We start from the raw sequence: 24,298 nt of genomic DNA, 5'->3' as shown, positions 1-24,298 counted from the left end.
GCTTTAGTCTTTCACCAGCTTTCTTCTGGTCGTTATTCGGTGACCAGAACGGAATATATTCAAAAAGCCATTACCTACATCACTCATGATAATGTACAAACAAGGTACTAGTACTAAAGTGATTAGAGTTGCAAACATAACCGCAAAACCAAGTGCAACCGCCATTGGAATTACAAACTTAGCTTGCAAGCTGGTTTCGAACATAATCGGTAGTACACCGGCAAAGGTTGTAATTGATGTCAGGGTGATTGCTCTAAAGCGCGCACAACCTGCTTCAATAACCGCTTGGCGAGTTGAAATACCTTCGCGGCGTGCTTGGTTTACAAAGTCTGTCATAACTAACGAGTCATTAATTACAACACCGGCCGCAGCAATCAAGCCAAAGCCCGACATCAAGCTAATATCTAAACCAAACCAGAAGTGACCCCAAATAGCACCGGTTAAGCTAAATGGAATAACCGACATAACAATTAGAGGCTGCGAATAGCTCTTAAGCGGTACAGCAAGCAAGATATACACTAAAATCATACCGCCGATGAAGAACATGATTTGCTCATTAGCTTGCGCTTGTTGTTCTTCAATAGAACCACCTAGCTCAGTTTTAACTGACGGGTACTCTTCTTTTAACTGTGGCAACAAGTTCTCGTCAACTTGCTTAACAACTTCGCCCGGTTCAATCGCTTCTTCATCGATACTGCCGTAGATATACACAGTACGATAGCCACCTTCACGGCGAATATAGCTAATACCTGGTTTTTCGTTCAGTTCAACAACATCACCCAGCATCACCTCTTGACCTGCAGGCGTTGTGATAACAGCATGCTTTAATGATGCAAACGCTTCACGTGTTAGTTTCGGGTAACGAACCATAACACGCACTTCTTCACCGCGACGAATAACACGCTGAGCTTCACCACCGTAGAAACTTGCACCTACTTGGTTAGCAATGTTGGCAAGGTCTAAACCTAGATCATATGCCACAGGTTTTAAGCTTAATTGCACTTCTTTACTCGCCGGATCGATGGTCGAACTAATATCAAATAAGCCTTTTTGCTGTTGTAATAGTTGGATGAAACGACGACCTGCCTCATTTAAGGTATCGATATCTGGGCCATAAAGTAAGTAACCAAACTCACCATCCATACCACCGCCATTTACATCATCATAAATTTGCAGTGATTTCACACCTGGGATGCTTGGCATTTGTTCACGCCAACGACGAGATAGTTCGAATGCGTTATAAGGGCGAAGCTCTTCATCTACCAGCGGAGCAAGTAATTGTGCTTCAGTACGACCTTGGTTGAACACTAAGATATCGCGAATTAGCTTTTGGCCAAATTCACGTTCTGTTTCTTGGTCTACCTTGTTAACCATGGCTTCGATTTCACGAATAGCATTAATTGTTTGCATATCCGAGGCATTTTCATTCATTTCTAAACGAATTTGCGGAAAGTCCTGAGGTACTTTTGGTGTTGGTACCACACGCACTTGGTTTGAAGAAATTAAGCCAAACGTCAAAATCAATAAACCGATAAACGCAAATAGTACAAACCAGCGCCATTCAACACACAGCTCAATAAAACGCTTATATGGACCATTTACAAACTCAAAGAAACGTTTGTTAAAACGCGCTCGCCAGCTATTAGGATTAATTGGCGGAAACTTAGTATGGGCAATGTGCGCTGGTAAAATAAGTTTCGATTCAATCAAACTAAATATCAGACACAGAATAACCACCACTGCGATACCAAAGAAGAATGCGCTCTCTGGACCACTTGATAATGTAAACGGTGCAAATACAGCAATCGTTGTTAAGACACCAAATGTTGCTGGGGTAGCAACGCGCTTTGCGCCATTTACCACATTTACAACACCACCGCCTTTTTTCTCAATTTCGGTGTAGGCGCTCTCCCCTATGACTATGGCATCATCTACCACGATCCCGAGTACCATAATAAAGGCAAATAACGACACGATATTAATACTGATACCAAATAATGGCATCATCATCATTGCCCCTAAGAAACACACAGGTAAACCAATCATTACCCAAAGTGCTAGCTTAAAGCGCAAGAAAATAGACAACATAATGGCCACCAAGATAGCCCCTTGGAAAAGATTGGTTTTCATCATGTCTAAACGGGCATTGAGGTAATAAGTCATGTCCATCAGTGGCACAAGACGAAGACCGGCTGGTAGCTCTTTATTCTTTTGTTCAATAAAGGCTTTAACTGAATCAGCAACCGGGATCATATTTTGTTCTTTAGTTGCTTTTACAGATAAATAAACGGCATTTTCACCATTAAATTTAAAATAGCGTTCACCTTCAGTGAATTGGTCTTTGATCACAGCAATGTCGTTTAGCAGTACTTTCGCGCCATTAGCGCCAATTTTTACTGGGATCTGGCGGAACTCATCACCATTGTAATATTGATTTTCAACACGTACCGAGATAATACCTGCGTCAGTACGTAATTGACCGGCCGAAATATTCGCAGAGTAACGACGTACTGCACTGGCCACATCACTTAAAGTAAGGTTGTATTGACGCAGTGAATCTGGGTCAATTTCAATCGCAATCTCATCAAGTGGTACATCGTTTTGCACCAGCGACACATTAGATAACTGCAATAACTCATCTTCAATTTTGTTTGCAACAGGCTTTAACTCAGTCAGTGGAATATCACCTACTAGCGTCATACCAATCACGTCTTGGCGAAACTCAACCTGACTAATCGTCACCGGCTCCATGCCCGCAGGGAAAGTCGCAATACTGTCTACTCGTAGCTTCACTTTATCGAGTACATCAGTGAGCTCTGCATCTGTGTTGATCTCTAAACTTGCAGTGCCACTATTTCGGAACGAACGATATACACCACGTTTAATTTCGGTGACATCTTTTAGTGACTCTTCAATTTTGATTAGAATACTTTCTTCAATTTCCTGTGGTGAGGCACCCGGATAATTGGCCTGTACCTCGATATAGTTAATTTCAATATTCGGGAACATCTGACGCTGAATAGTGAAATAACTAATGATCCCCATGATGATGATAAACACCATCATTAAGTTAGCAGCGACCGAGTTATTGGCAAAATAAGCAATAAGGCCAGACTGTTTTTCTGTGTTTGTATCAGTCATAGTGCTACCTTAAAGCTTTTCAACCGCTGCAGTTTCTGCATCGCTTGTCATTTCTTTCATTCCAGCAATCTTCACTTCCATACCCTCTTGCGGATACTCAGGTAGCGTTAGAACCAACTGGTCATTCACTTCAAGGCCATCACTGATATAGAAGTACTCACCTTCTTCACGCACTACGGTTACTTTACGTGGTTCAAGTTTATTCTCGCCGTTCACAATCCACACCGTTTGGTTATTCACTAAAGACTGCGGTAAACGGTAGATGTTTTGTAATGTTGCACCGGCAAAGTTCACTTGAACGTAAGCACCAAATTTAATAGGTTGTACGTCGTGCTTTAAGCCGTATGGGTCATCAACACGAACAACTAAGTTGCTCATACGCGTCGCGTTATCAACAACGCCTAGGTCACGGTCAATTTCGGCTTCACGAGTAAAGCTGTTTAAGCCTTTATTGATAATGGTCGCTTTAACGCCTTTTAAGCGTTTTGGTAAAAATACACTATCGAAACCAGCAATTGGTACAATGATTTCTGCACTTTCAATATTATTAATTTCAGCAACTTGGCTGCCTACATTAATGTATTGACCAACACCAATTTCACGGCTGATCACCAGTGCATCGTAAGGTGCTTTCACCTCACAGCGAGCAAGGTCACGCTCGGCACGTTTTAATGCCGCTTGAGCTGATTTAACAGCTGCTTGTGCACTTAAAACTTGAGGTTTACGTAGGAATAAGTCGGTGCGCTCACGCTCTGGGTAACGTCTTGCTTCATCCTCTGCCACTTTAGCCTGTGCTTGCTCTTCGATCAGTGCCGCTTGAGCACTGGCAAGTGACGCTTCAGCTTGTAGTACAGCTGCTTCGTAGTTATCTTTTTCGATGGTAAATAACACTTCACCACGCGCTACGATGCCACCAGCAACAAAATTTGGATGCCAGCTTGTAACTTCACCTGCCACTTGCGAGGCAAGTAAGGTACTTTCAAGCGGTTTCACTTCGCCGTAACTATTAATAATCACTTGATGATCATCACTTGCTACTGGCTCAACCTGTACTAAAGGACGCACATCAACTACATCCTTGTCTTTAGGCTCTTGAGCAATCGCGTTTATTGCCTTAAAACCAGCAACACCAACGATTAATGCAACAAACGGTAAGATCCATTTTAATAAACTTGTGCGCATAACTTACACCTATAATATTTTCACTGGCCCTATCATACCAAAGCTGACAGAAACATTAATGTGACATTTGTAAGGAACTGTTACAAAAACATATAAATTGGCAACACAAAAACCAAAACTTATCTAAGAACAATTTGTTACAAACAAAAACCACTTAATATCAGAGGCTTACAACACTACTTTCACACTTGTTAACAAACAGCCTTTTATCAAGAGGTTAATTCATTAAACTTGATTGAGAAATAATTAAAGGAACGAGTTAACAATGAAAATAACAAACATTGCGCTGGCACTAAGCTTAGCGTTTGCCATGAATGGCCACGCCGCCGAAGCGAAAAAAGAAGAAAAGAAGCCAAAAACACTGGCTGAAATGATCAAAGATAAAAGCGAGTTTGCCGGTGTTTTCAGCATTTACCAAGATGCGAAAACCGGCGATAACTTAATGGTGATCGACCAATCTCAACTTGATACACCATTTGTGTACTTTGCTCACACCGTTGATGGTGTTACTGACGCAGGTCACTTCAGAGGGGCATATCGCGAGACAAAGCTAATTGAGTTTCGTAAATACTTTGACCGCATTGATATTATTAGCAAAACACCGCGCTATAAATTTGATGAAAACTCAGCCCTAGCACGCTCTGCCGATGCCAACATCAGCGAAGCTGTCCTTGCGAGTATTAAAATCGAAAAAGAAGAAGACGGTAAAATTGCTTTTAAAGTTGATAGGCTCTTTTTAAGTGAAGCACTGCATAAAGTGTCACCTTGGGCAAACCCAAAAGATAAAAATGCCAGCAAACGCTTTAAACTTGGTAAGTTAAACGACAAAAAATCGCGTATTGTTAAACAGCGCCCTTACCCAAATAACCTAGATGTTGTGGTGGATTATGTATTTTCTAATGCTAACCCAACAGTACGAGGTTCAAAAGCCGTAAGCGATCCTCGTAACGTTTCAATTAAAGTACAGCATTCATTTGTCGCGTTACCGAAAAATGATTATCAAGCTCGCCAAGATGACGCGCGTATTGGTTATTTCACTAACGAATTCGACAATATGACATCAGCGGATTGGGCACCTTATGAAGATGTCATCAAGCGCTGGGACTTACAAAAGAAAGACCCGTCAGCGGCACTGTCTGAGCCAGTTAAACCGATTACTTGGTGGATTGAAAATACTACCCCGGTTGAGTGGCGAGACACTATTCGTGATGCCGTGCTCGCGTGGAATAGCTCATTTGAAAAAGCAGGCTTTAAAAATGCCATCGAAGTAAAAGTACAACCTGATGACGCCAATTGGGATGCAGGCGATATTAACTACAACGTGTTACGTTGGACTGCATCACCACGCCCTCCATTTGGTGGTTATGGTCCTGCCCTTGCGAACCCATTAACCGGTGAGATCTTAGGCTCTGACATCATGTTAGAGTATGTTTTCATGAAAAACCGTTGGATGTACGACACTTTATACACCCAAGGTGCAACCACGCTTGAAACTAACCAAAGCAGCACCGATTTACATTGCTCATTGGGTCACAGCATTCAAGAAAACATGCTACTTGCTAAAGGCTTAGGCACAGGTGCGAGCATTGAAGACAAAGAGATTTTACGCCAAGGTTTAACTCAGCTAGTTTTACACGAAGTAGGCCATACCCTTGGTCTTAACCACAATATGAAGTCATCTATCTTATGGGATGAAAAAGAAGTTCACGATAAGAGTAAAACGCAAGGTATCGTAACGGGTTCTGTTATGGACTATGCACCAGCAAACATTGCCCCTATTGGTATGCAGCAAGGTGATATCTTCCAAACCAAACCTGGCCCTTACGATGATTGGGCAATTGAATACGGCTACAGCCAAGCATTGGCTGATAAAGCGGCTGAGCAACAACGCCTTGAGAAAATTCTCGCTCGCTCATCTGAGCATGCTTTAGCGTTTGGTAATGATGCTGATGATATGCGTGCTCCAGGCCGCCATATTGACCCACGTGTAATGATTGGCGATATGTCATCTAACCCTGCCGCATATGCTGATGATCGTATGGAGCTTATCAATAAGCTGCTTACTGAACTTAAAGACAAAGCCACGGTTAATGGTGAGTCATACCAACAGCTGGTTACCTCAGCGAACATTTTATTTAGAAGCTACAGAACACAAGCAGGCGTGGTATCTCGTCAAATTGGTGGTGTTTATGTAGAACGTAATGTGGTGGGCGATGACAAAAATGGTGCACCATTTACGCCTGTGCCACTTGAGCGCCAGCAACATGCAATGCAAGTGTTAGCCGACAAAGTATTCTCGCCAAATGTGCTTTCGAGCATGCAGCCACTGTATAACTACCTGCTACAGCAGCGTCGTGGTTTTAATCATTACGGTAAGAACGAAGACCCTAAACCACACGGCATGATTTTAGGTATGCAGAAGCTGGTACTTGCTCAGTTATTACACCCGGCTGTCATGCTGCGTATTTCAGACAGCGCAATGTATGGCAACGAGTATTCACTTAACCAATTTATGAATGACTTAACAGCAAGCATTTTTGTAGACAGCAAAAAAGCAAACACCCTAAGTCACAATCTACAAGTTGAATATGTGAATCAGCTAATCACGATCGCTGGTTTAGGCAAAGCGAGCAAGCACGATAACCTAGCCAAAGCTGCCGCGCTTTATCAGTTAAATCAAATTGCTGATATGAGCGTACCATGGGGTGCAGACACCGCAGCTAAAGCGCATAAGCAATATATCGATCGCTTAATTAGTAAAGCCCTCGAAGCATAATCTTAGCAACACAAAAAAGGCTGCCACTTGGCAGCCTTTTGTTTTTAGTTTAAGCCATTGCTGGGCGCGATTTATAATACTGAATACACCCTAGTTGCGCTGCATTAGTCAGTAGAATCATTACAAAGGTCAGTATGTGAGACACACTCGGTGTCGTCATAGCAAGCTCGGCAGCAAGGCCGCAGCTTCCAGCAACAAACTGTAGGCTAAAGTAGCGCGCACTTAAATTACTAATATCACCACTTTTAATGGTTTTATAAGTCTGCGGCATAACACGAATAGAGCTCATGACTAAACCTACATAGGTTAGCCAGTTAAGCACCGTTGCTGTTTCATAATGAGGGTTAAGCAACAAACCAAAAGGCACGACCGAGATAGCTAATAACCCAGCTAGCTGCATGCGTTGCTTTCGTTCAGCATTGTAACGAACAAAGTAGTAAAGAATCACACCACTTAGCATGCCGGTAACAACAAACGGCAAAACCATGTAAAAACGCTGAAAAAACAAATTAAAGGTGATGAAATACACACTTTGCGCAACACCAAAGCTCATCATTAACAGCGAAACGCCCGACACACTGCGATTTTTACGGATCTTATTTAAAAGCGGATAAAAGCTAAACGCTAAAATAAAGCATGAAATAATCGGCAAAAAGTGCGCCAAAACAGACCTCTCTCGTTACAATTTAGTTAATAAGTTAGCAATTTATAAATCGCCCATGAAAGTGCAGTAAACAACTGTTTTTAAAGCGATTTAAAAGAGCGCGGCATTGTAATGAGAGAGTATTAGAATGCAATAAAGAATAAAAAATATACAACTGACTATTGGCAAGATATCCGTACAAGCTGTTTACAGCTGATGACACTAACGACTGACTTGAATAGTCACTGCAATATGGGTACATTGAGCGGATAGTATTCAGGAGAGAAAAGCTATGAAGCCAATTTTATATGTAATTGTTTTATTTTCCTTTTTGGCTGGATGCGAGAGTACAAGCCAACAGTCAGCCCCCCCTCCTAGCGTTGCCAGCTTACTAAACAATGAACATTTTCAACAAGTTGAACTAAAAGACCCTGAACTTTTTACCTTACCAGCCGAGGAACAAAAACGCTTCCTTAACTATTTCACAAGACACCAAGGTGACTATTTAAGAGATGATCAAGTTCTTTATCAATACTTAGAAAATAAGCTCAGTAATTTTAATTATTTTAGCGCCACCTTAAATGCCCAACAGGCATTACAAAATGAGCAAGGCAATTGCATCAGTTTAGCAATTTTAACTCACGCATACGCGCAACTAGTCGGGCTCAAAACTGGTTTCCAAGCGGTCTCAAGTGAGCCTGTTTATAGTAAGCAAAATAATATAGTGTATGTGTCAGGCCATTTTCGCACCAAAGTCTATGCCCCTTTAAGTGAAGAAGATAATTATTTGGTACCGCCAGGTACTGTCATTGACTACTTTCCTGCTCGTGGTAGTTTTTATTCCGGCCGCGCTGAACTAAAAGATTTAATTAGCCGTTATTACAGCAACCTAGCAAGCGACGCACTTATTGCTAACCAATTTGATTTGAGCTACAGCTATATTTTAAAAGCCAATGAATATACACCAAATTCTGCTGCGCTTTACAATTTAGCTGCCGTATTACATCGTCAATCGGGTGATTTAGCTGGAGCAAAACATATTTATCAAACAGCGATGCAGCATGGCTTTAAAGATACGAATTTACTACATAATTACGCAGTGCTGGCCGAGCAACTGAATGATCAGGTTTTGGCAGAGCAGCTCAATTCACAACTTGCTATGCTTAGACAAGACCCATTCGAGTTACTCGCTACAGCGATTAACGCTCGTAACAATGGCCAATTTTACAAAGCAAAACAACAACTCGAGGAGGCTATCGCATTAGCTCCGTATTTATCTGAACCATATATAGAGTTAGCGATTGTAAGTTATCAGCAAGGTAATGAACAAAGCAGCAAAGAATGGCTAGAAAAAGCCATTGAGATAGAAAATAAAGACGAAAAACTAGCACTTTATCACGCCAAGCTTTTCGCCTTAAAAGGTCAACACTAGTTTATAACGAGTAATAAAAGCTTAGCCAAGCGCGTAAATCATTTTCAAAGTCGTCGCCTTCTACTCGGGCGACGCCAAAATCAAGGTTTACATCATTTAAACCTGCAGGCCCCATGCCAAAGCTAAAGTCTCCTTGCCACTTGAGACCGTAACTTTGTGCATAAACTCGGTTATCGACCTGATGCTGTTGGTAATAAAGCCAAGGTAATGAATCTTTGTAACTAATACCCCCGCCATAGCCTTTATAGCGGTTACCTAATTGACTAATAAACGGCAGCTCAGGGGCAACAACAAAGCCACTTTGCGTGTCATTATTAATTAAGTTTGACTCATAACCGCCAAGCGCAAGGCTACTGTCATCGCGATATTGCTGAGCAAAATTAACATAAACGGGAATATCATAGGCATAACCGCTCAATACGGTAGCAAAGTTATAGCCCTGCCAATTATTCGGGTCAGCATCACCGGATAGCCACTGGGCACTTACGGACTGAGCAAAACCATATTGCTGTCTATCATGTTGCCATTTTTGTTCAAGGCCAAGCGTTAACCATTGATCATCCCCATTACTAAAGTCACTGTAGTTATAGCTCAAACTCGGCGTAATACTAAGCTGCTGAAACTGCAACGGGTAACTCAAAGCTAAATGCGCCCCTGTGTTACTAATGTTTAGTGGCATTTGTGAGTGGTACTGTTTTGCTGATTCAAGGTCGTAATCAAATAACAGCGCTTTAAATTTTAAATCAAACGCTGAGTACTTAACGGCCGCGAACACCCCTTCTAATGCTTTGTCATGTAAATCAGCACTATAGCCTGCCTGTAAATCGAGCTGCTTTAAAAAGTCATTGCTTTTTACTCCAAGGGTAAGCAGTGAAGATGAAGCTGAATAGTACTGAGATGCCAACGAAAAGGTTGGTTTTTGCTGCCAAATATCATAATCGGCTGGCTCAGTTGGGCTTTGCGGGTAGATTTTCGCCTCAGGTAATACTTCGCTCGTTACTTGCCCTCGTGGTGGCGCCGCACTTTTAGCAAATTCAACAACCTCTAATCCTTGTGGTTGCTCAGCAAAATGCTTGATATTCGGCCCTTCAGCAGTGATCGATAAATACAAAAGTTCACCATTATTCATTGCCATTGGGTGTGCAACAGCTTCTTGGCCTTGCGTTAATTGGCGTAGTGAATTGCTTTGTAGATCATAATGATATAAATCGAGAGCTTTCTTTTTACCGGCAACAAAATATAGCCCTTTGCCATCTGCTTGCCAATTAGGTTGTGACAGATACTGATAGCCCTCAGGCATTGGCACAGTAAGTGATTTTTGAGAGCTTAAATCTTGTATATACAACTCCCAATTGGCATTCAATGTCGCTTTTAAATAAGCAAGTTGAGCTTTATTAGGGCTTAGTAATGGATAGTCATAAACCGTTTCTAGGCTTTTCTCAAATAAAGGGGTAGAAACACCCGTATTGAGGTCAAGGCGCACTAGCTCAGAGAAACCATGCTGAGTTTGCTCAGCATAAACAGTTTGCCCGTTATCACTAATACTAAAGCGGCGCAGCCCTGCATGATGCGTCAAAGCGCTCACTTTACCAGTGTCGATATCATAGCGGTATAAATCAGAAATACCTTGAATGGAGCCTTTAGCAACTGTTGTTGTGGCAGTGAAAAACAAAGTATTTTCGTCTAACCACTGCGGGTTTTTTATACCCTGCCTATTAATTTGTTGAAGCACATGTTTTTGCTTACGCTTAAAGACATTGGGGGCTTTATCTGCGATATCGACAGGATCATCATCAAGTAACGCTTGTTGCTGCTTTGCAAAATCATCGGCAGCCTGTTGATTGTCATCAGTGCTATAAATGACTAAACGGGTTTCGTCATCTTTGTTGCGCTCAACAATCGCAAGTTTACTGTTATCTAAACTTAAAACAGGGTTCGAAGCGTATAAATCAAGCTCTAACCAAAGCTTACTTGTAAGTGTTTGCTCACTTACCTCTTTAGCCATTGCTTTATAAGTATATTCGGCAATAAAACGACGATATAGGCGCTCAGGTGAGTCGCCAAATACCCCGCTAAAGGCCTCATCAAAATCACGTGCTTTAACCGCTTGCATGCGTGTCCAAACTGCATCAAGAGTTTGCGCTGAATAGTTCTCTTCGAGCCATGCAAGAAAGCGAGAACCCATTAAATACGCCATTGAGCCAGCTAAATAGCCTCCTTCGGTACTACTCAATTGGTTATATTGTGGCAGCGCACCTTGCTGGGCAAATTCAACCAGTATTGCTTCTGAAAGGTTATCGTATAAACGGCCTCGGCCTGTCATTTTCGACTCAAGCAGCGTTGCATAGCCTTCGGCAGCCCAGCGCGGCATTTCGCCATCAACTAAATCGTAAATATCCCAACTATTACGAATAACCTGACGTACGTCGCTTCGAGTAGGCTGAGCAAGATGCACTAAATGAATATATTCATGCAAAATCAATAACTGCTGCCAGCCATCAGTGTTAGAAATCACCGTGTCGGATTGCGGGGGCGTAGTAAACAAGGCCATTAAAGGCTTATTAGTTACAGGCAAAGCAAAGCCATTGGAGGCGTTAAACGGGTCGAAAACCAGTACATCGACCACTTCATCAAGGGCACGGTTTTGCTGTTTTAAAACCTTATCACGAACAATTTCAAGCTCTGTTGCTGCTGAACGGGCCCATTGCTGATTCTCAGTACTAAAATGCACGTTAAAGTGTTCGGTATGAATGGTTTGCCAAGTTTCTTGGCTTGAAGCATGGCTAGCAGCAAGTAGTGCCGCAGTTAACAGGGCTTTTTTCATCACAATCCTTGATTAGCAAGTTACTTAATTTAAGGATTAGTATGCGATGCTTTTTAAAAAGGCTGAAGTTAAAAAGTGTAAGAAATTACTCGATCTTAAGTGGGCGAACCAAGCCTAGTAATTGATAAACAATAAATATTGTCGCTGCAAACATAATACTGCTTCTCAATGCACCAAGACCCGCAAGAGCCATCGCGCCAGTCACAAGCAAAGCAATACAAGTCACTGCACAACTTACGCAAAGACCTTTACACTCCTTCTTATTGCGAGCATAGCAAAGCAATCCGACAACACCTGAAATAGCTAAAATAGGTAGTAAATAAATCATTGCGAACCTCCATCTGTAGCTTTTGAGAAAGTATACTCAAAAACCCAAACAGGTCAATGATATTGAGAATTATTTTCATTTAAAACCAATTCCGCTCGACGCCTTCTATTTCATATAGGGCGAAATCAGCAAACTGCTCAGCCAGCTCTGCTTTTAAATAAGGCATTGATACTGAACCAGAAGCAAGTTGTATATACAAGCTTTTAAGCTGTGATCGGCGCATTAAATAAGTGCTTATTGTGGTGACACTTTGTGCTTTATAGATTTCAAAAACACGATACTGCACACCCAGCATGCCGGTTTTAAATACGGCAAAAAAGCGGCCGTCATGTTGATACATAGCCACACCGGTTTTTTGATAATTCAAAAACACACCGATCATCAAAACTAAGCCCACGACAATGCTCCACAGCATCGTAGCAGCATCAAATAAGACATTGAAAATTAAAGCAGAAAATATAGTAGGTAGGACCACATATAAAAACGTATTCTTATAAAGTAAAGCGCGCTCAGGCTTAACAAAGTTAAGCTCTGTTAAATCAACAAACCATGGAAATAACCAGCCACACACGGCTTGCACTTGCTCTTTGGTGATTACTGGCATCACTAACGTTTGTTTATTTTTATGTGCCGCAACCCCAGCAGCCATACCACCACTACTCACTTGTGGGCAAATTAAGGTATAGCGATTAAGCAGCCGAGCAATAATATTTTGCTTGATTTGCACACTTTGAATTTTCGACACGCTGATCGAGAGTTGCTGGCGCTCAAATAAACCTGCCACACGCTTAAACTTATCGTCCTGAAAATACAGCTGAAAGTTAAAAAAGCGCACCAAGGCCATGACAACAGAAAGTAAAATAGCACATAAAACAATGGCAACAACCATGATTAACACAGCGATTGCAGCGGCACTACCAACGAACGCAGCTTGCTCATTCAGTATGGCCTCTAGGCGGTTTATGATGGTTTTTTCGAGGTACTCAAAAATCACATTCATAAATGGAGCAAGTGCAGCCAATGCCAATATTGCCATGTTCGACATCAAACCAAACTTAGCAATTTCAGCATTGCTGATCGTTAAGGTTTTCGGTTTATCTGTTGCTTCGCTCTGCTCAATAGACGGCTGTTCTTGCTGTTGTAACTGAGCCTTAAATTCCATAACTTGTTCACGAACTTGCTCGGCATAGCTAAGCTTAACTCCCGGGATCACAGCTTCTTGAGCACTACTACCGGCGGCATCGAAAATACAATTAACTAAATTAACTGGCTGAAAATAAAAAGGTTCGGCAATGTTTACGTTCTGTACTCGAGCAAATTTTAGGGTTAGCCGCTCTTTTTTAAATACCCCTTTATTGAGCAGTATTTCGTGACCATCCGTTATGCGGTATTTAAAATTACGATAATAAGCAAAGGCATACAGCACTAAAACTAAAGAGGCCACGGCAACAGCTATTTGCCCCCAAAACAGCTTTTGCTCAACTTGCGTAACAAATAACACCAAAATAGGCAGTAAATTAAGCAGCCCATCTTTTATGAAGCGCAGTGCAAAGTGAACAATAAAATACAGTAGCGCCCATGGCGACACGCGTTGCCATTGTTGATCACTCATCGGCAAGCTCATTTTCTTGAGTTGCTGCATTATCACCATAACTTTGCACGAACTGGCGGACATCATTGCATTGTTCGTCCGTTAACCCACTGATATGTAAATCAGCACTCATGCCACCGGCACTGTAAAGCCTGAGTGTTGCGAGTCCTAACTTTCGCTCAATTGGGCCGCGATGAATTTCGGTGTGTTGCACACGAGAAATAGGCAATAAGGTGATTTGTTGCCAAATTAAACCTCGCTTAAAGGCAATATCATGCTCTCTTACTGCCACCCCTTTGGCGCGAACGCTGTAAAGGTTGTAAACCATTGACAGTATTACCAACAATGGCAAAACCAAAAGCCAAGGTGTAGCAATAGCTTGGCTAATGGCTGGATTAAAGTGCCGTACTGTAATGATCACGGCCATTAAAGGCACATAAAACAACAACCAATTTAGTTGTACATGCCATATCGCATTATCTGCAAGTGGTTGGAATTGAATCGTTTGATGCTTTGGTAGGGTTTCTATTTGTTGATTACTAAACACGGTAATTCCTTGTAAAGGCCAGCGGTGCCGGCCTTACGTGCTAACACTGAGTTATTATATGTTATAAATTATACCCAGCGTAGTTTTGTTGCAAGTGTGTGGCTTGCTCCTGGTGCAAGTTCAACACTATCATCAAGGACATTAGCCGCTTCTAAACACAGCATGACGTGATATTCGTCATCAGCAAAATTAGAAAGACGTTTTGATTTATTAATCCATGGGTTCCAAAGTACACACGATGTTGAATTTTCGCGGCCTACTTCAATAATGCCATCAGGTGTAATGATACGCTGAGTGTCTTTTGCTTCGGTGTAAACCATGTCTGTTTCACGCGCGAACGACACTAACTCATTTTGCTCAAATGGACCTTCAGCAAATTCGATGTATTTCGCGCCTTGCAGGCCATCTACTTTTGTTTCTTCAATTGCTGGTGTTGGGAAATACGTGTGCAGTGCTTGAGTGAACTGTACAGTTTGGTTATCTAAGTTTGTGGTTGTTAAACGTAGCTCTAAGCTAGAGGTTAAAATAAACTCGGCCAATAACTTAGTTTTATAAGGCCAATACTTTTCATCAACTTGCGTCATCGGTAATGACAAGCTGATATAAATAGAATCGTCTTGCTCTTTCACTTCTTCTGCACGCCATAAACTTGTGCGAGCAACACCATGAGCTGGCCAGCCTTCATGTTGGCTTACTCCGAACCATGGCCAACAAATCGGAATACCGCCTCGCACACCTTTGCCTTCTTGGAAATCTTCTAATTCTGAGACCCATAATAGTGGCTTTTTATCGGTTGGCGTGAACTCAGTGATCTGCGCACCTTGCAGAAAAATAGTAGCGCTACAAAACTCACTAGCAACTTTAATAAATTCAAGCCCGGTTTCACTTTGCTCAATCGTAACTGATGGCGATAACTTCATAATTCGTCCCATTTAATGAAAGAAAAATCCACCTTACCCAATGCAGTGGCTTTTAGTAAATAATATTTAGTTATTTGTATAAATTGTTTTACTACAAAGTGATGGTGTCACCTCGTAGTTGCATTTTAAGTGTTAACAACAATTACTCCATCTAAATTTCAACTTTTATGTTTTAATTTCTACTCTAATTAATAAATAAACACGATAACAACCTTTATGGCCGCAAATTATAAGACACATAGTTATTATTTATTTGAACTCAATTTATTAGATGTGTAATATTTTGCGATTGCGGTTGTTCCACGCCGCCTTATTTAAGAGACAGAAACATGCAAAAGTATGACGAGCTACTAGTGTCGCTGCGCAAAGTGATCAGAGCCATCGACCTTCATTCAAAACAGCTCAATAAAACCTCAGGCTTAACAGGCCCACAATTACTGATTATGAACGAGGTTGCACAAACCGATGGCATAACCGCTAGTCGCATTGCACAAAATGTAAATTTAAGCCCGGCTACGGTTACCAATATCTTAGACCGTATAGAAAACCGTAACCTTATCACCCGTGTACGTAGCCAATTAGATAAACGCCGAGTTAGTTTGCATCTCACAGAAGCAGGTAAACAGCTATTAGAACAAGCACCTCAACCTCTGCAAGAGCACTTCATCGAAAAGTTCTCAGCACTCGAAGAGTGGGAACAAAGCTTATTACTTTCATCAATGCAACGTATTGCCGCAATGATGGATGCAGATCAACTTGATGCTTCACCACTACTTGAAGTTGGCGCAATCACCAAGACATTAGAACCACAGTAAAAATTAAAACTGATTGATTAATATTAATTTTCTGTGGCTAGTCTTGGGTTCAGCATGAATATCAACTATGCTTGGTAGTACCCATTCCAACACTAGCGAAAATTCATGCTTAAACTATCAAAGTTAGCCCTCGCAATAGCCTTGGGCACAACTTCAAGTCTTAGTCAGGCATCTGAAATTGATGACCTTCAAAAACAGCTGCAGTTACTGAAACAGCAAATGCAGCAACTGCAAAGCAAACTTGATGCTGCAGAAGAAAAATCACAGCAACAAGCCGAGAAACAAGCGCAAATTGATGCACAAGTAGCAAAGCAACAAAAGCAACTTGAGCAGCAAACAGCGGCTGTTGAAGCTCCTAAAAAAGAATCTGGCATTAAGGTTGGGGGTGCAGTACGTACCAACTTCAGCCATACATCCTATGACGATGGTAATAAAAACCGCGGTGGCGACTTCGACTTTGACATCTTCAGACTAAATTTTGCAGGCGATGTCGGTGATGTACAGCTTAACGCTGAGATCCGTTTTTTCGATTACATGACTGCAGTTAAATATGCCTATGCAGCCTATGACTTTGCTGAAGACTGGCAGGTGCAGGCAGGTATTACCAAAGTGCCTTTTGGTAACTGGCCTTACAACTCGCACAACTATTTCTTTGGCACTACTTATTATATAGGTCTTGAAGATGATCATGATTTAGGTGTTCTATTCAAGCGCAAAATTGCTGATAACTGGCAAATTGATCTCGGCTTTTTCAAAAATGATGAGCTAGGTGGTGTTGACGGCTATGTAGACGATAGAAGCGACCGCTACTCATATGATGTTGTCGGTTTCCGCTCTGCTGATGAAGGTGTTTATGCCGAACCAACCAATCCGATTGGTGAGTACAATACCTTCTCTGGCCGTTATGGCTATCATTTTGAGCATGACGGCGGCACCACCGAGCTAGGTGTTTCTGCGTTATCAGGTGGTTTGCATGACGGCGAAGACAAAGCCGGCGATTACTACGCTTGGGCACTGCACTTAAACAGTACTATTGGCCCATGGAACTTCCAGCTCCAACATGGTGAGTATAACTACGATATCGACAACGTCGACCGTATGGCTGTGGGTGCTTATGCTTTTTACGATAGCATTGCCGCAGAAGCAACCATGACAAATGCCAATATCGCTTACAGCCTGCCTGTAGAGTGGGGTCCGGTAACAAACCTGCAGTTTTATAATGACTACGGCATTATTTATGACAAGTCAGATAACAGCGAAGATACATGGATGAATGTAACAGGGGTATCTGTTGCCGCAGGTGGCTTATTCACTTATTTTGATTTTGTACAAGCGAAAAACCAACCATTTGTTGGCGGTTCAATTGCTGGCGACAGCGACGACACCGAAACTCGCTTCAATATCAATATTGGTTATTATTTCTAGAAATAGCCAAAAATAAGACCTACAAGCCCAGTTTAAACTGGGCTTTTCATTTGTTTAAAGTAAGTTTACCTATAGTGTTAGCTAATAATATTAAGCTGAGCTAAAGTTAAATAAACAACATGGTGTAGACTATGTTGCTAAAACCAATAAATACAAACCACCTTGATCATAGGTATCGAACAAGCACTACAACGATTTAAGTTTTATCAGGCCCAACTTTATTGATGAATGTGAGAGCGGCGTTTAACGCCTATAAAAATGGCTGCTATCAATTACTCGGGTTATTGATGGTGGGTTTAGGTATCATAGGTATTGCATTACCTGTGATGCCTACGACTATCTTTTTTATACTAGCATTGGCGTGCTTTACCCGCTCATCACCCAAACTCTCGGCCTGGCTGCTAAACCACCCTAGATACGGCCAACCGTTAAGGTTTTGGCAAGAGCATAAGGTTGTTCCTACCCGTGCTAAGTTTTTAGCAGGTTTTGGTATGGCTATCGGATATGCTTTTTTACTACAAAGTGCCGCACCCATTTGGGTGATGTATCTTGTGGCAGTGATTGAATTGAGCGTATTAGCCTATTTAATTAACCGCCCATCTGCGCCCAATAAACCAACCCTAATTCAAGTTAATATAACCACACAGATGCGCTTGATGTTGCTTGCCTGTTTTCTCAGCTCGCAGCTAGCAGTTATGGCTTATCTCGCTATTCATTTCTAGCACAAAGAAATGTAAAGAACGTAAACCTGCTTGTTATCAGTAATACAAATCATTATCATATTTGTATCTTTAACGAATAAACCGCATTATGTTCTCATTTAACAAACGCAACTTTTATAGCGTTAGCCGTGCCTTGCATATATACCTTTCAACGGCCTTATTCTTTTTACTTATTTTATTTTGTGTCAGCGGCATCATCCTTAACCACGTTAGTTGGCTCGAAAATGATAAACATAATGGTCAGAACCAACTACTTGTTTCTGCTGAGTTATTTGAAAAAGCGCAAACAAACCTCGACACATTGCCAAGCCTTTACCCTGAAATAGAACAATACATGCAACAGCAGTTTTCACTCAGCAATGTAAAAAGTATTGAGTGGGAAAAAGAAGATGCCTTGGTGATGCTCGACTACCCGCTTCCGGCTGGCTTTGCCTACGCCGAAATCGATTTTCAAACCGGTGAACTTAATATTGATTATCAAACCGGTGGCTTTATGAGTCTGATCGGCGACTTACACAAAGGCCGCCATACAGGTGAAGCATGGAGCTGGGTGATTGATATTTCAGCTGTTTTGATGATTCTGTTTGCTGTCACCGGATTATTTATTCTCTTTCAAAACCGTAAAAAACGTGCCGCAGGTCTTTGGTTAACGCTTCTTGGTGTTGCCACGCCTTTGGTTATTTATCTAGTTTGGGTGCCTCAACTTAAAGGAGTATCTTAATGAAACAAGCCCACTTACTCGTTGCTCTACTAATTGGCTGTTTATTCAGCCCACTGAGCTTTGCAAAAGATCCCAACCTCACCGTTGAATTTACCTTACCTGAGCTAGATGTTTCTCCATATCATCGCCCTTACGTGGCGTTATGGCTAGAAACACCTGAACGTAAACACGTTACCACGATTGCACTTTGGGTCGAAAAAGCTGAATGGTTTAAAGACTTACGTCAGTGGTGGCGAAAAGCCGGTCGTAGCAACGACAACTTTGATGGTGTGACAGGTGCAACAAAACGCCCAGGTACTTATACGATTGAATGGCAAGGTAAAGATTTAAAAGGTAATCCAGTTAAACCTGGCAGCTACCTACTTAATGTTGAAGTTGTACGTGAAGAAGGTGGCCGAGATTACACCCGCGTTGAAATCGACTTAACAAAAGACGGCAAAGTCACAATTAAAGGCGAAAAAGAGTTCGCGACTAGCTTTGTTACCATTACCAGTAATTAAGGACAAACAATGAAATTAAAATTATTAAAAACAGCGCTGATCGGCGCTGTGACCTTCACAGCACTTGCATCTGGCTACGCACAAGCACATGCCCGTTGGTTAATGCCATCTCACACTTCTTTATCTGGTGAGAAAACTCACTACGTGATGATCGATGCCAGTATTTCTAATGAGTTATTTAGCCCAGATAAAGCATACCGCCCAAAACAAAAAGGCGCAGAGTATGACGACAGCTTATTAGTTGCCCTTGCACCAAATGGTAAGCCGGTCGAAGAAACGATTCGCGCATACTATTTAAAACGCAAAAACTCAGCGGCAGTGAGCTTAACGCAAGACGGTACTTACCACATTGCTATGCAGCAAAAGCCAATGCTAATGACTTTCTATAAAGACAAAGATGGCAACCGTGGCCGTGTGTTCGCAGGTAAAAAAGAAGCAGACCTACCAGCAGGCGCAACCGACGTGCGCACTGTAAAATCAATCGCAACTGTTGATACTTTTGTAAGCCGTAATGGTACTTCTAAGCCAACATTGCTTGGTCAAGGCTTAGAAATTTCAGGACCTACTCACCCGAACGATCTATTTGCTGGTGAAGAAGCTAAGTTCCAATTATTAATGGATGGCAAACCAGCTGCCGACGTTGAGCTTGCGATTGTTCGTGGTAGTGCACGCTACCGCAACGAGCGTGACGAAGTGAAAGTAACAACCGATAAAAAAGGCTTCTTTACGGTGACATTCGCTCACGCCGATATGTATCTAATTGAAGCATCAGTTGATCAAAAACCAACAGAGGCCGATATCGATAACGTACGCTACTCATTATTCACAACACTTGAAGTAGCGCCTGAATAATAAGCTGATTAGGCCTCAATAAAGGCCTAATTCAACTTTCGAGGAAGACTGTAGTCAACCGTGTGATCGCAGCTACCGTCTTTCTCGCAATCATTTACCCCATCACCATCGACATCCCAGCTTGGGTGCATGCCTTTTAATGTACTTTTTACGACGCTAATATCTGCTGTAAATTCACTTTGCTCATCACGGCGCGCAGCATTGCGCATCAAAAACACTCGAATCACATAATCGCCATTATCAGGAATTTTAATCTCGGCATGATCACCTTTTGCCGGGCCAACAAACAAAGCTGTTGGGTTGCCTTTTGGTAAAATATTAAAGTAGCTGCTTGAATTTGATGGAGCAAAATCAACCTTTAAAGTAGTGCCTTTATTAAGGTTAATTTGATATTCCAGCAACTCATAACCTTTGATTGCGTCTTTAACTTGCCAGCTTTGCTGCAAAGCAATATCTGAAGCTAGCAACTCATAATGACGACTATTTGGTAAATTTTGTTCAGCAAACACCAAACTACTTTTAGCCACCGAAAAACAAAACCCTATTAATAACAACAACTTCATATTTTACCTCCTTTTAAATTCTCTTTTAAAGAATGATAAACGCTATTTTTACAATTTTTAATTCTTTTAAAGTGAATCTATAGTTACTCCATCGCAGACACACTGCTCAACTAAACAGGATACCTACTATGAAACTTTTTACTTTAATCTCAGCTCAACCACACTTACAAAATATTAGCACTTTATTGGCGCGTATTGGTTTATCGGCCATCTTTTTACTAACTGGCTTTAGCAAAATAGAATTCTTTGATGCAACTGCACAGTACATGGCATCAGTAGGTTTACCAGAGTTCTTACTGCCGTTTGTGATTGCTTTTGAAATTGTTGGCGGGTTATTTATTTTACTAGGGTTTTTAACACAACTAACCGCTATCGCTTTTGCTGGTTTCAGCTTAGTCAGCGCTTTGCTATTCCACTTTCAACTTGATGATCAAATGCAATTTTTAATGTTCTACAAAAACATTGCGATGGCAGGCGGCTTTTTAGCATTAGCCAGTGTTGGTGCAGGCAAAATCAGCCTAGATCAACTAGTGTTAAAACGTAGTCAGGCGTAATATTTCTACCAGCCAATGACCTAAGTTGTTGGCTGAATTTGTTTTTAAGGGAGCGCGAAAATGGCAACGTTATTAACAGCAACCAGCCACGATATTGGTGGGCTCGATGTAAAACGCATCTTGCCGCATTTTGACAAAAAAATGGTTGGCCCATTTATCTTTTTTGACCACATGGGGCCAAACCACTTTCCTCGCGGTGAAGGCATAAATGTGAGGCCTCACCCTCATATTGGCCTATCAACGCTCACTTATTTATTTACTGGCAGTATTTACCATCGCGATTCGCTAGGTAATAGCCTGCAAATAGAACCCGGCGATGTTAACTGGATGACCGCAGGTCGCGGTATAGTGCACTCAGAAAGAGAAAGCCTTGAAGTGCGGGCGAGCGAGCACGACATTAATGGTCTGCAATGCTGGGTTGCTTTACCTGAGAGTATGACCGAAATAGCACCGCGTTTTGAACATATCAAAAAACAGCAATTGCCTGAGAAAATCGAAAAAGGCGTGCTGATGCGACTCATTGTCGGTGATGCCTATGGCTTAAGCTCCCCAGTGAAAAACTACTCACCGATGTTTTATGTCGATACAGTCGCCGAGCAAGGTAGTCATATTACTAAACCGCACCCTCATCATGAAACCGCCGTGTATGTTATTTACGGTGAAATTAGTGTGGGTGATACTCGCTATACCCAAGGCGACTTTGTGCTACTTGATGACAGCGAACACGAAATAACGACTCTAATGCACAGCCGCTTTATTTTACTCGGTGGCAGTAAATTCAATAAAGTCCCGTATTTACACTGGAATTTTGTTGCTTACAGCAAAGAGCGCATCGAGCAAGCAAAACAAGATTGGCAAGCACAGCGCTTTGCAAGCATTCCTGGTGATGAGCTTGAGTATATTGAGTTGCCCTAACCTAAAAAGTAAACTTTATCAGCATTTACAGGTACTATTAGGTAGTTAAGTAAGCAAAGGAACATCATGCTAAGAATTACGCTAGAACAGTGGCGCATGTTTCGTGCTGTTGTTGAATTTGGAGGCTTTAACCAAGCCTCACAAGGTATTCATAAAAGCCAATCGAGTATTCATAACGCAGTTGGCAAAATTGAATCTGCGCTCGATGTAAAATTATTCAGCATTCAAGGCCGTAAAACCGTGCTGACTGAAGCCGGCGAGATGATGCTACGGCGCGCCAATTACTTACTCGATGAAGCCGCTAAAGTTGAGGCCATTGGGCAAACTTTGGGTGAAGGTATCGAAAGTAAGTTACGCATTGCCGTTGATGCTATTTTCCCACAACAATTGCTTTATAAGGTACTTAACGACACGTCATCGCAATACCCGCAACTGCGTATTGAGCTGCATGAGTCTGTACTAATGGGGGGCAATGAACTGCTCGAAAACGATCAGGTTGACATTGCTATTACCGGCTTTCCAATTGCGGCAAGCTTTCACGAAGAGTTATGTGATATCGAGTTTATTGCCGTCGCCCACCCAGATCATCCCTTGCATGCGATAGAGCGTGAAATTACCCTCGAAGATTTAAAATCACACCGCCAGATTGTAGTTCGCGATTCAGCGAATAAGCACAAACAAGATGGTGGCTGGTTAGGTGCCGATCAGCGCTGGACCGTCACTCATATGCGCACTTCGATTGATATGATCAGTAATGGATTGGGCTTTGCGTGGTTACCAAAAGTCGCGATAGAAAAACAACTTGCGACAGGGCAAATGAAAGCACTTAATTTAACCCATAACAGCAGTCGCAGCGCTAAGTTACATTTACTCTTTAAAGACGGTGACAAGCTTGGCCCGGCAGCACGCTCGTTTATTGGCGAGTTGCGTTATCAAGTAATGGAAAACCTATAGCTTCAAGGGCGTTTCAGCAATACCTTTAACGCCCGGCTCAAGAATAAACACGCCACCACTGTGCGGGTAATCAGCGAGCACTGAGTCTTCGAGCCCTACTGCCGCTGTTGTCACCGCCAGATGCGTGAGCTCTTCACCTACAAATGCGACACTCGTAACACGCGGTGCGGGTAAGCGAATAAACTGTACTTGCTCACCGCTTGGAGCAAAACGATACACGCCATAACCATTCCATGCAGCAACCCACAAATGATCTTCGCTATCAACGGTCATGCCATCAGGAAAACCCATATTGTCAGTAAAGCGAATAAACTCGTGTTTATCAGCAAGCTCGCCATGCTCATTCAGAGTAAAGCGGTAGATTGTTTGTTTATCTGAGTCTGTAGAATATAAAAACTGACCATTTTTACTTACCGCAGGGCCATTACTAATTGTGTAGTCATGATCTACTGCTGTCGGAGCCTGACCATGACCAAAACGGTATAACTTGCCACTATCAGTTTGCTCTTGAGAGTCCATTGAGCCGAAAAAGCCAAAGCCTTGGCGAGACGTTTTACCATCGTTTAAGCGGTTTTGTGAGGGTTCGTGATCGATTGAGTAAAGAAGTTCGCGGCTAAAGTCTTCACTATTTAGTTTATAAATGCCTTTGGCAAAGCCTGCGATTAATTCAGCTTGCTCGGTTTCCATCACCCAGCAAATCGGTTCTGGCATAGTAAACTGGCTAACGCGCATCGATTGACACTGTAAACGAAACAAACGCTGCCCTAAAATATCGACCCAAAATAAACAGTTATGTGCCTTAGCAAAATAGGCACCTTCGCCCAATTGGCATTGGCTAGAAATGATTATTTTAATGGTGTCATCGAGCATTTTCTTCACTACACAAAAAGCTG

20 protein-coding genes and 1 pseudogene are annotated in these 24,298 nt (G+C 42.0%); 11 read left to right on the top strand and 10 right to left on the bottom strand.

What is annotated here, in order from left to right; translation table 11 throughout:
* Positions 1 to 3: 3 nt before the first annotated feature.
* Positions 4 to 3,141 (bottom strand): efflux RND transporter permease subunit, encoded by a 3,138-nt coding sequence (locus L1272_RS00240; protein WP_235372534.1) that lies wholly within the window; start codon positions 3,139 to 3,141, stop codon positions 4 to 6.
* A 9-nt stretch (positions 3,142 to 3,150) separates the two neighbouring features.
* A complete protein-coding gene (locus L1272_RS00235; protein WP_054552306.1) occupies positions 3,151 to 4,323 on the bottom strand; it encodes an efflux RND transporter periplasmic adaptor subunit in 1,173 nt (390 codons plus the stop codon).
* Positions 4,324 to 4,588: 265 nt separating this feature from the next.
* Here L1272_RS00235 and L1272_RS00230 point away from each other — a divergent pair, with 265 nt between their 5' ends.
* The gene (locus L1272_RS00230) at positions 4,589 to 7,099 is read left to right on the top strand and encodes a zinc-dependent metalloprotease (RefSeq protein ID WP_235372533.1); all 2,511 of its coding nucleotides are present in this window, start codon (positions 4,589 to 4,591) and stop codon (positions 7,097 to 7,099) included.
* A gap of 49 nt (positions 7,100 to 7,148) precedes the next feature.
* Here the strand turns inward: L1272_RS00230 and L1272_RS00225 are convergent, their stop codons facing one another.
* The gene (locus tag L1272_RS00225; RefSeq protein WP_138619614.1) at positions 7,149 to 7,763 is read right to left on the bottom strand and encodes a PQ-loop domain-containing transporter; all 615 of its coding nucleotides are present in this window, start codon (positions 7,761 to 7,763) and stop codon (positions 7,149 to 7,151) included.
* Positions 7,764 to 8,034: 271 nt separating this feature from the next.
* On the opposite strand from L1272_RS00225, the gene L1272_RS00220 reads away from it, so the two are divergent.
* Positions 8,035 to 9,174, top strand: a complete 1,140-nt coding sequence (locus tag L1272_RS00220; RefSeq protein WP_054552303.1) for a tetratricopeptide repeat protein — start codon at positions 8,035 to 8,037, stop codon at positions 9,172 to 9,174.
* Between the two features lies 1 nt (position 9,175).
* Here L1272_RS00220 and L1272_RS00215 read toward each other — a convergent pair whose 3' ends face one another.
* From L1272_RS00215 to L1272_RS00195, 5 genes are all read right to left on the bottom strand, one after another.
* The gene (locus tag L1272_RS00215; RefSeq protein WP_235372532.1) at positions 9,176 to 11,998 is read right to left on the bottom strand and encodes a TolB family protein; all 2,823 of its coding nucleotides are present in this window, start codon (positions 11,996 to 11,998) and stop codon (positions 9,176 to 9,178) included.
* 85 nt (positions 11,999 to 12,083) lie between these two features.
* Positions 12,084 to 12,326, bottom strand: a complete 243-nt coding sequence (locus L1272_RS00210) for a hypothetical protein (RefSeq protein WP_054552301.1) — start codon at positions 12,324 to 12,326, stop codon at positions 12,084 to 12,086.
* 79 nt (positions 12,327 to 12,405) lie between these two features.
* Positions 12,406 to 13,938: a PH domain-containing protein gene (locus tag L1272_RS00205; protein ID WP_235372531.1), complete on the bottom strand. Its 1,533-nt coding sequence runs from the start codon at positions 13,936 to 13,938 to the stop codon at positions 12,406 to 12,408.
* Positions 13,931 to 14,464 (bottom strand): PH domain-containing protein, encoded by a 534-nt coding sequence (locus tag L1272_RS00200; RefSeq protein ID WP_054552299.1) that lies wholly within the window; start codon positions 14,462 to 14,464, stop codon positions 13,931 to 13,933. Before L1272_RS00200 ends, L1272_RS00205 begins: the two co-directional genes overlap by 8 nt.
* A 68-nt stretch (positions 14,465 to 14,532) precedes the next feature.
* Positions 14,533 to 15,384 (bottom strand): D-hexose-6-phosphate mutarotase, encoded by an 852-nt coding sequence (locus L1272_RS00195; protein WP_235372530.1) that lies wholly within the window; start codon positions 15,382 to 15,384, stop codon positions 14,533 to 14,535.
* 329 nt (positions 15,385 to 15,713) lie between these two features.
* On the opposite strand from L1272_RS00195, the gene L1272_RS00190 reads away from it, so the two are divergent.
* The 6 genes and pseudogenes from L1272_RS00190 to L1272_RS00165 all read left to right on the top strand — a co-directional run bounded on the left by L1272_RS00190 (position 15,714) and on the right by L1272_RS00165 (position 20,419).
* A complete protein-coding gene (locus L1272_RS00190) occupies positions 15,714 to 16,199 on the top strand; it encodes a MarR family winged helix-turn-helix transcriptional regulator (RefSeq protein ID WP_054552297.1) in 486 nt (161 codons plus the stop codon).
* A 105-nt stretch (positions 16,200 to 16,304) separates the two neighbouring features.
* Positions 16,305 to 17,624 carry a porin gene (locus tag L1272_RS00185; RefSeq protein WP_054552296.1) on the top strand — a complete coding sequence of 440 codons (1,320 nt, stop codon included), beginning with the start codon at positions 16,305 to 16,307 and terminating at the stop codon, positions 17,622 to 17,624.
* 224 nt (positions 17,625 to 17,848) lie between these two features.
* A pseudogene (locus L1272_RS00180) lies at positions 17,849 to 18,238 on the top strand (YbaN family protein); the annotation flags it as partial.
* 196 nt (positions 18,239 to 18,434) lie between these two features.
* Positions 18,435 to 19,067 (top strand): PepSY-associated TM helix domain-containing protein, encoded by a 633-nt coding sequence (locus L1272_RS00175; RefSeq protein ID WP_054552295.1) that lies wholly within the window; start codon positions 18,435 to 18,437, stop codon positions 19,065 to 19,067.
* Positions 19,067 to 19,567 (top strand): DUF2271 domain-containing protein, encoded by a 501-nt coding sequence (locus tag L1272_RS00170; RefSeq protein ID WP_054552294.1) that lies wholly within the window; start codon positions 19,067 to 19,069, stop codon positions 19,565 to 19,567. The genes L1272_RS00175 and L1272_RS00170 overlap by 1 nt, the downstream gene beginning before the upstream one ends.
* Before the next feature lie 9 nt (positions 19,568 to 19,576).
* The gene (locus L1272_RS00165; protein ID WP_054552293.1) at positions 19,577 to 20,419 is read left to right on the top strand and encodes a DUF4198 domain-containing protein; all 843 of its coding nucleotides are present in this window, start codon (positions 19,577 to 19,579) and stop codon (positions 20,417 to 20,419) included.
* A gap of 26 nt (positions 20,420 to 20,445) precedes the next feature.
* On the opposite strand, the gene L1272_RS00160 is transcribed toward L1272_RS00165, so the two are convergent.
* Complete coding sequence (locus tag L1272_RS00160; protein WP_054552292.1) at positions 20,446 to 20,982, bottom strand: hypothetical protein; 537 nt, start codon at positions 20,980 to 20,982, stop codon at positions 20,446 to 20,448.
* A gap of 128 nt (positions 20,983 to 21,110) precedes the next feature.
* On the opposite strand from L1272_RS00160, the gene L1272_RS00155 reads away from it, so the two are divergent.
* The 3 genes from L1272_RS00155 (at position 21,111) to L1272_RS00145 (ending at position 23,405) form a co-directional block, all read left to right on the top strand.
* A complete protein-coding gene (locus L1272_RS00155; protein WP_054552291.1) occupies positions 21,111 to 21,536 on the top strand; it encodes a DoxX family protein in 426 nt (141 codons plus the stop codon).
* A gap of 60 nt (positions 21,537 to 21,596) precedes the next feature.
* Complete coding sequence (locus L1272_RS00150; protein WP_054552290.1) at positions 21,597 to 22,451, top strand: pirin family protein; 855 nt, start codon at positions 21,597 to 21,599, stop codon at positions 22,449 to 22,451.
* Between the two features lie 66 nt (positions 22,452 to 22,517).
* Positions 22,518 to 23,405 carry a LysR family transcriptional regulator gene (locus L1272_RS00145; protein ID WP_054552289.1) on the top strand — a complete coding sequence of 296 codons (888 nt, stop codon included), beginning with the start codon at positions 22,518 to 22,520 and terminating at the stop codon, positions 23,403 to 23,405.
* Here L1272_RS00145 and L1272_RS00140 read toward each other — a convergent pair.
* Positions 23,400 to 24,275, bottom strand: a complete 876-nt coding sequence (locus L1272_RS00140; RefSeq protein WP_054552288.1) for an SMP-30/gluconolactonase/LRE family protein — start codon at positions 24,273 to 24,275, stop codon at positions 23,400 to 23,402. The genes L1272_RS00145 and L1272_RS00140 overlap by 6 nt on opposite strands.
* Between the last annotated feature and the right edge of the window lie 23 nt (positions 24,276 to 24,298).

It is taken from the genome of Pseudoalteromonas sp. PAST1, from assembly GCF_021532515.1.
In the GTDB taxonomy this organism is placed as follows: Bacteria; Pseudomonadota; Gammaproteobacteria; order Enterobacterales; family Alteromonadaceae; genus Pseudoalteromonas; species Pseudoalteromonas simplex.
The sequence above is the reverse complement of the archived record's forward strand: the minus strand, read 5'-3'. Positions and strand labels throughout refer to the sequence as shown.

What these genes read in the sequence shown, in the direction of transcription:
- L1272_RS00240 (WP_235372534.1), bottom strand. Translation starts at nt 3,141, where the DNA reads ATGACTGATACAAACACAGAAAAACAGTCTGGCCTTATTGCTTATTTT.
- L1272_RS00235 (WP_054552306.1), bottom strand. Translation starts at nt 4,323, where the DNA reads ATGCGCACAAGTTTATTAAAATGGATCTTACCGTTTGTTGCATTAATC.
- L1272_RS00230 (WP_235372533.1), top strand. Translation starts at nt 4,589, where the DNA reads ATGAAAATAACAAACATTGCGCTGGCACTAAGCTTAGCGTTTGCCATG.
- L1272_RS00220 (WP_054552303.1), top strand. Translation starts at nt 8,035, where the DNA reads ATGAAGCCAATTTTATATGTAATTGTTTTATTTTCCTTTTTGGCTGGA.
- L1272_RS00215 (WP_235372532.1), bottom strand. Translation starts at nt 11,998, where the DNA reads ATGAAAAAAGCCCTGTTAACTGCGGCACTACTTGCTGCTAGCCATGCT.
- L1272_RS00210 (WP_054552301.1), bottom strand. Translation starts at nt 12,326, where the DNA reads ATGATTTATTTACTACCTATTTTAGCTATTTCAGGTGTTGTCGGATTG.
- L1272_RS00205 (WP_235372531.1), bottom strand. Translation starts at nt 13,938, where the DNA reads ATGAGTGATCAACAATGGCAACGCGTGTCGCCATGGGCGCTACTGTAT.
- L1272_RS00195 (WP_235372530.1), bottom strand. Translation starts at nt 15,384, where the DNA reads ATGAAGTTATCGCCATCAGTTACGATTGAGCAAAGTGAAACCGGGCTT.
- L1272_RS00190 (WP_054552297.1), top strand. Translation starts at nt 15,714, where the DNA reads ATGCAAAAGTATGACGAGCTACTAGTGTCGCTGCGCAAAGTGATCAGA.
- L1272_RS00185 (WP_054552296.1), top strand. Translation starts at nt 16,305, where the DNA reads ATGCTTAAACTATCAAAGTTAGCCCTCGCAATAGCCTTGGGCACAACT.
- L1272_RS00175 (WP_054552295.1), top strand. Translation starts at nt 18,435, where the DNA reads ATGTTCTCATTTAACAAACGCAACTTTTATAGCGTTAGCCGTGCCTTG.
- L1272_RS00170 (WP_054552294.1), top strand. Translation starts at nt 19,067, where the DNA reads ATGAAACAAGCCCACTTACTCGTTGCTCTACTAATTGGCTGTTTATTC.
- L1272_RS00165 (WP_054552293.1), top strand. Translation starts at nt 19,577, where the DNA reads ATGAAATTAAAATTATTAAAAACAGCGCTGATCGGCGCTGTGACCTTC.
- L1272_RS00160 (WP_054552292.1), bottom strand. Translation starts at nt 20,982, where the DNA reads ATGAAGTTGTTGTTATTAATAGGGTTTTGTTTTTCGGTGGCTAAAAGT.
- L1272_RS00155 (WP_054552291.1), top strand. Translation starts at nt 21,111, where the DNA reads ATGAAACTTTTTACTTTAATCTCAGCTCAACCACACTTACAAAATATT.
- L1272_RS00150 (WP_054552290.1), top strand. Translation starts at nt 21,597, where the DNA reads ATGGCAACGTTATTAACAGCAACCAGCCACGATATTGGTGGGCTCGAT.
- L1272_RS00145 (WP_054552289.1), top strand. Translation starts at nt 22,518, where the DNA reads ATGCTAAGAATTACGCTAGAACAGTGGCGCATGTTTCGTGCTGTTGTT.
- L1272_RS00140 (WP_054552288.1), bottom strand. Translation starts at nt 24,275, where the DNA reads ATGCTCGATGACACCATTAAAATAATCATTTCTAGCCAATGCCAATTG.